We start from the raw sequence: 4723 nt of genomic DNA on the forward strand, positions 1-4723 counted from the left end.
TCCATCCGATCCGAAAAGTTTGTGTTCCAATCAGATATTGGCACTTCATACGGATAACAACCAGGGAATCTGGATTGCAACCAGTATGGGAATCAGCTATTTTCACCCTTCTCTTCAGAAAAACAAAAGCTATCATTTTCACAATCGGGAAGCATTCAGAAACGGCATTCTGATCAACGCCGTTTTTCCGCTTCGGGGGAACTCCTTTCTGATTGGCACCGAACACAACGGACTCTTTTTGTACGATGCAAACTCGGATGAATTGGTTACCATTCCAAGTTCACTGACTCAGGTCAGTTGTATTACTCAAACGAATTCCGGAATTCTCGTCGGGTCCAAAAACGGTGTTTTTCGCTTTCAGTCTAACAGCCGGAAATTAGAGGCCAAACCGCTACTTACAGAGAGCATTTTAAGAATCCGACAATTGAATGATTCCGTGATTGCTTACTGCACGCAAACCGGGTTGAAGCTGTTTGATTGGCGGCAAAAAAAGTTCATTTTCCAGGAATCTCTGAAGCCCGATACTCCGGAAAAACTTTTCTGCAAAGATGTTTGCCTGAAAAACGGAAAATTGTGGATTCTGCGTTTTTTTGATGGTTGGGAAGTCAGGGAATATCCGGGCTTTCGAACACTTTTCGTGACGGAACCTGCCCGGTTGAAACTTCCTGTTGATTATCATTGCATGCAAGCTTCCGATTCCTATGCTTACATCGCCACCAGTGCAGGAATTATCCGGCAACAACTGAATAATCTCTCGAAAATCACGTGTCTGAAAACCGCAGATGGTTTGGTTGGAGACGGAATCGAAAACCTGGTAATTCCGGATAAACACCGTTTGTTTTACACGACTGTAGACGGTTTGTATGTTTATTTTCTGAAAAGCAAAACCAGCAAACGCCTGTTTTCATACGAGAATTATGCTCAGAAATGGTACAACCAACTAGCATTGAGCAAGCAAGGAGCGCTGCTCTACAATGTGTCGGATTATTTCTGCAGTTATGCTATCAATAACCGGTTCAAAAACACGAAAACACCTTCCCTGGAGATTGAAAAAATGATGGTAAACGATCATTCTGTCCGGATTCCGGAACGCAAACTGAATGTATCCAACCGGGAAAACACCATCCGCATTTACCTGGCAGCATGTGTTTATCCTGAATCAAGCAAAAACAAATGGGTTTATCAATTGAATCAGCAGGAACAACAAGTGTCGGATGGTTTGATTGAATTGCAAAATTTACCTCCGGATGATTACAAACTCACCTTTTATTCCATCAATAACGAAGGTGTTCGTTCCGGATCTTCAAAATCACTGTTGATTACGATTGCTCCTCCTTTTTACAATACCTGGTGGTTCCTCTTGCTCGTATTCCTGTTTCTTTTTGCGCTTTTCGGCTTATTTTACGGGTATAAACGCTATCAGAATATCCGCTTGCTCCGCATCCGGAATCAGATTTCCAAAGATCTTCACGATGAATTGGGAGCGAACGTAAGCTCGATTCACATTATGGCGAATATGCTTCAAACCAACCCGGACTCGCCACAAGCAAAAACGGCTTTGCAAAATATTTCCCGTTATTCCGTTCAGATCAGTGACACGATCAATGACATTATCTGGAACATCAATCCACAATTTGATTCGGTCGACGAATTGATCAAGCGCATGACGCGTTATGCTTCCGAAACCATCGAAGGGACTCCAATCGAATACGATCTGAATCTTCCGCAAAGTTCCACGGCTTTTCGCCTGGATAACCGCACAAAATATCACTTGTACCTGATTTTCAAGGAAAGCGTGAACAATGCGGTGAAACATTCCAAAGCAACACGGATTGAAATCGATTTTCAATTAAACGGAAGGCAATTCAGATTTTCTGTCCGGGATAACGGATCCGGATTTGATCTCAAAGCACCTGTTCGCGGGAATGGAATTCACAATCTGCAATCCCGCGCAAAAGAAATCGGAGCGGCCATTTTTATTTCGGCTTCTCCCGGAAAAGGAACTCTTGTTGAACTCACTATCCAACTGACATGACGACAATTATCATTTTTGAAGACAAGGCCAATATGCGCGAATCACTGAAACTGCTGCTTGAAAGTCAGCCCGACTTTCAAATTCCGGATTTGTTTCCCAACTGCATACGCGCCGCCGAGGAAGTACTGAGATTGAAACCGGATATTGTTCTGATGGACATTGATTTGCCGGAAGTCAGTGGAATAGAAGGCGTAAAACGGATTAAAAATGTGAGTCCGGAAACCCGGATCGTCATGCTGACGGTTTTTGAAGATGACGATAAAATCTTTGAATCCATCAAAGCGGGCGCTGACGGCTACATTCTGAAAAAATCAATTCCGTCGGAGTTAATTCCCGCAATCCGGAATGCTGTTACCGGGGGTTCGCCCATTAGTCCGGGAATTGCAGGTAAAGTGCTGGATGCTTTCCGGGAAAAAAGTAAACCGAAAACGATGAATTTCGAACTCAGTAAGCGGGAACACGAAGTTCTGGAGCTGCTTACCAAAGGATATTCCTACAAGAAAATTGCCACGCACCTGTTCGTTTCCGTGGATACCATCGGATCACACATCAAGAATATCTATTCGAAACTACAGGTGAATTCTGCATCTGAAGCGGTGGCAAAAGCACTGAAACACCGGATTGTGGAACTATAATATTACTTATTATTCCAGTTCGTCATCGTTAATTGAATTCCCACAGCGGCATAGCTTTTCAGGAATTCTGTTGCTATCTGAATGCGTTCGTTCAGTGTTTCCCTTTCTTCTGAACTCCATTCACCCAATACATAATCCACTTGCTGTCCTTTGTGAAAATCGGCTCCTACTCCAAATCGCAAACGGCAATATTCAGTGGTATTCAACGTTGCCTGAATGTCTTTCAAACCATTGTGGCCACCATCGGATCCTTTTCCTTTCATACGCAGTTTTCCGAACGGCAGTGCCAGATCATCCGTAATGACCACGAGGTTTTCCTTCGGGATTTTTTCCTGCTGCAAATAGTAATTCACTGCTTTTCCGGAAAGATTCATATAAGTCGTGGGTTTCACCAGAATCAATGTTCTTCCCTTGAATTTCACTTCAGCCACTTCAGCTGTTTTTTGAAGGGTAAAACTTCCTCCCAATTCTTTTGCTAAAGCTTCAACGACTTTAAAACCGATATTATGACGGGTTTCTTCGTATTTCGACCCCGGATTTCCCAAACCGACAAACAGGTATTTCATGTTACAAAGATAAAAAGCAGTTTCGGTTATTTGCGCTGATAGGTCGCAGTCGTTACTTTTTTGATTTTCTCATCTTCAAATGAGGCGCTTACTGTCCGGCTCGTTTGAATGGATTCCATCCAACCACTCGATAAATACATCTGTAACTTCTCTGTGTTTTCGAAATCAATCTTCATATCATCTACCTTGAATTTTTTATCGTCTTTGGGAACGAACAACTCGAAGAAAGTCTTCATGTATTTTTTTAGTTCTTCCTGGTTCGGTTTATACTTAATCGAAATGATTGCGATGTCTTTTGCTTTGTTTACGGATTGTAATGTGATTTTGCCTGTTCCATTTACAACAATATCCATCAGGCAAGGCATCTCAATATCTATATCTACCGCTTTATTGAGATTCAACTCCATTCCATAATTTCCATGAATCGCCATAATGTCTCCGAGATAGAGTACTTCTACGTTTTCCGGTTTCGAGAATTCAACCAATAATTCATCTAGAACTGCTATAGAGGCCTTTGCCTCTTCTGCACCGCGGTTGATCACTACTTGCTTTTTGAATTCTTCACAATTCTTCTGAAAGTCTTTCTGCAATTCACTTGTATTCAGCATTTTTTGAAAAATGCCAAGCTCATCTGTCTGGTAGCGTATCACTGCAGCTGTTTGAAAGGAACTCATCATGTCCTTTAAACGCGGATCAACTCCTTCAGCAGAAGCATTCAGGTATCTCATCTCTAACTTGTACGAATGTTCCGTACTGTCAACCACTTTGATTTCAAGATCATATGAATTGGTCGATTGTTTAGCCGGTTGAGTCGTATTCGATTTATTCGTTACATCCGATGTTGTAACATGGTATGTTATTTTATCACCGATATTCCAATATCCGATCGTGGTTACTTTCGTTGATGAAACCAGGTTCGGTTGTTCCTGCGCAAGCAATTTTGAAGAAAGCATCAGCAGTACAAAAACAGCAAATAAGTTATTCATTCGTAGATTCATAGTACGAAATTAGTGAAAAATATCTGCTTCCCCTTTTGGGAGGCTATTGACTAGTAAGAGAAATCAGACAATGGTGCAAGATGTGCCATGTAATGGGAAATCGCCCTTTGGAGGAGGAAGTTTGAATCCGTTTTCAATAAATAGGTTGGTACGCGATGCATCACGTACCAACTTCAATCTAACTTCCAATTAAGAGACCTGCTTATCCCTTCTTGCTGCCGCACTAACGTTTGTGGCAAGTCAGTCTTCAAAAGCTGCGCTTATCCCTCCTTGCTGCCGCACTGACGTTTGTTGCAAGTCAGTCTTCAAAAGCTGCGCTTTTTCTTATATTTGAGCGAAAAGAATTAAACTATGCGCATTCTCGGTATCATTCCGGCTCGTTACGGCTCTTCCCGCTTTCCGGGAAAACCTTTGATCGATCTGAAAGGAAAAACCATGATTCAACGGGTTGTTGAAGGGGCTTCAAAAGCTTCTCTTCTAACGGATCTG

Annotated in this window: 4 protein-coding genes and 1 pseudogene; 3 read left to right on the forward strand and 2 right to left on the reverse strand. The window is 42.2% G+C overall.

Features of this window, described 5'->3' with window-relative positions; translation table 11 throughout:
* Both Q1V93_RS10325 and Q1V93_RS10330 read left to right on the forward strand, forming a co-directional pair.
* The coding region (locus tag Q1V93_RS10325) for an ATP-binding protein (RefSeq protein ID WP_300664404.1) at nucleotides 1–2035 on the forward strand (2035 nt) is incomplete at its 5' end.
* Nucleotides 2032–2670: a response regulator transcription factor gene (locus Q1V93_RS10330; RefSeq protein ID WP_300664406.1), complete on the forward strand. Its 639-nt coding sequence runs from the start codon at nucleotides 2032–2034 to the stop codon at nucleotides 2668–2670. The genes Q1V93_RS10325 and Q1V93_RS10330, both read left to right, overlap by 4 nt.
* A 2-nt stretch (nucleotides 2671–2672) precedes the next feature.
* Here Q1V93_RS10330 and pth read toward each other — a convergent pair whose 3' ends face one another.
* On the reverse strand, nucleotides 2673–3236 hold the full coding sequence (gene pth / locus Q1V93_RS10335; RefSeq protein WP_300664408.1) for an aminoacyl-tRNA hydrolase: 564 nt from the start codon (nucleotides 3234–3236) through the stop codon (nucleotides 2673–2675).
* A gap of 26 nt (nucleotides 3237–3262) precedes the next feature.
* Nucleotides 3263–4222 (reverse strand): hypothetical protein, encoded by a 960-nt coding sequence (locus Q1V93_RS10340; RefSeq protein ID WP_300664410.1) that lies wholly within the window; start codon nucleotides 4220–4222, stop codon nucleotides 3263–3265.
* A gap of 363 nt (nucleotides 4223–4585) precedes the next feature.
* Here Q1V93_RS10340 and Q1V93_RS10345 point away from each other — a divergent pair.
* A pseudogene (locus Q1V93_RS10345) lies at nucleotides 4586–4723 on the forward strand (3-deoxy-manno-octulosonate cytidylyltransferase); the annotation flags it as partial.

Origin of the sequence: Fluviicola sp., from assembly GCF_030151805.1 — a bacterium.
GTDB lineage: Bacteria > Bacteroidota > Bacteroidia > Flavobacteriales_D > Crocinitomicaceae > Fluviicola.

Bases quoted from the DNA above. Each gene is read 5' to 3' on its own strand.
- pth (WP_300664408.1), bottom strand. From the start codon at position 3,236: ATGAAATACCTGTTTGTCGGTTTGGGAAATCCGGGGTCGAAATACGAA.
- Q1V93_RS10340 (WP_300664410.1), bottom strand. From the start codon at position 4,222: ATGAATAACTTATTTGCTGTTTTTGTACTGCTGATGCTTTCTTCAAAA.
- Q1V93_RS10330 (WP_300664406.1), top strand. From the start codon at position 2,032: ATGACGACAATTATCATTTTTGAAGACAAGGCCAATATGCGCGAATCA.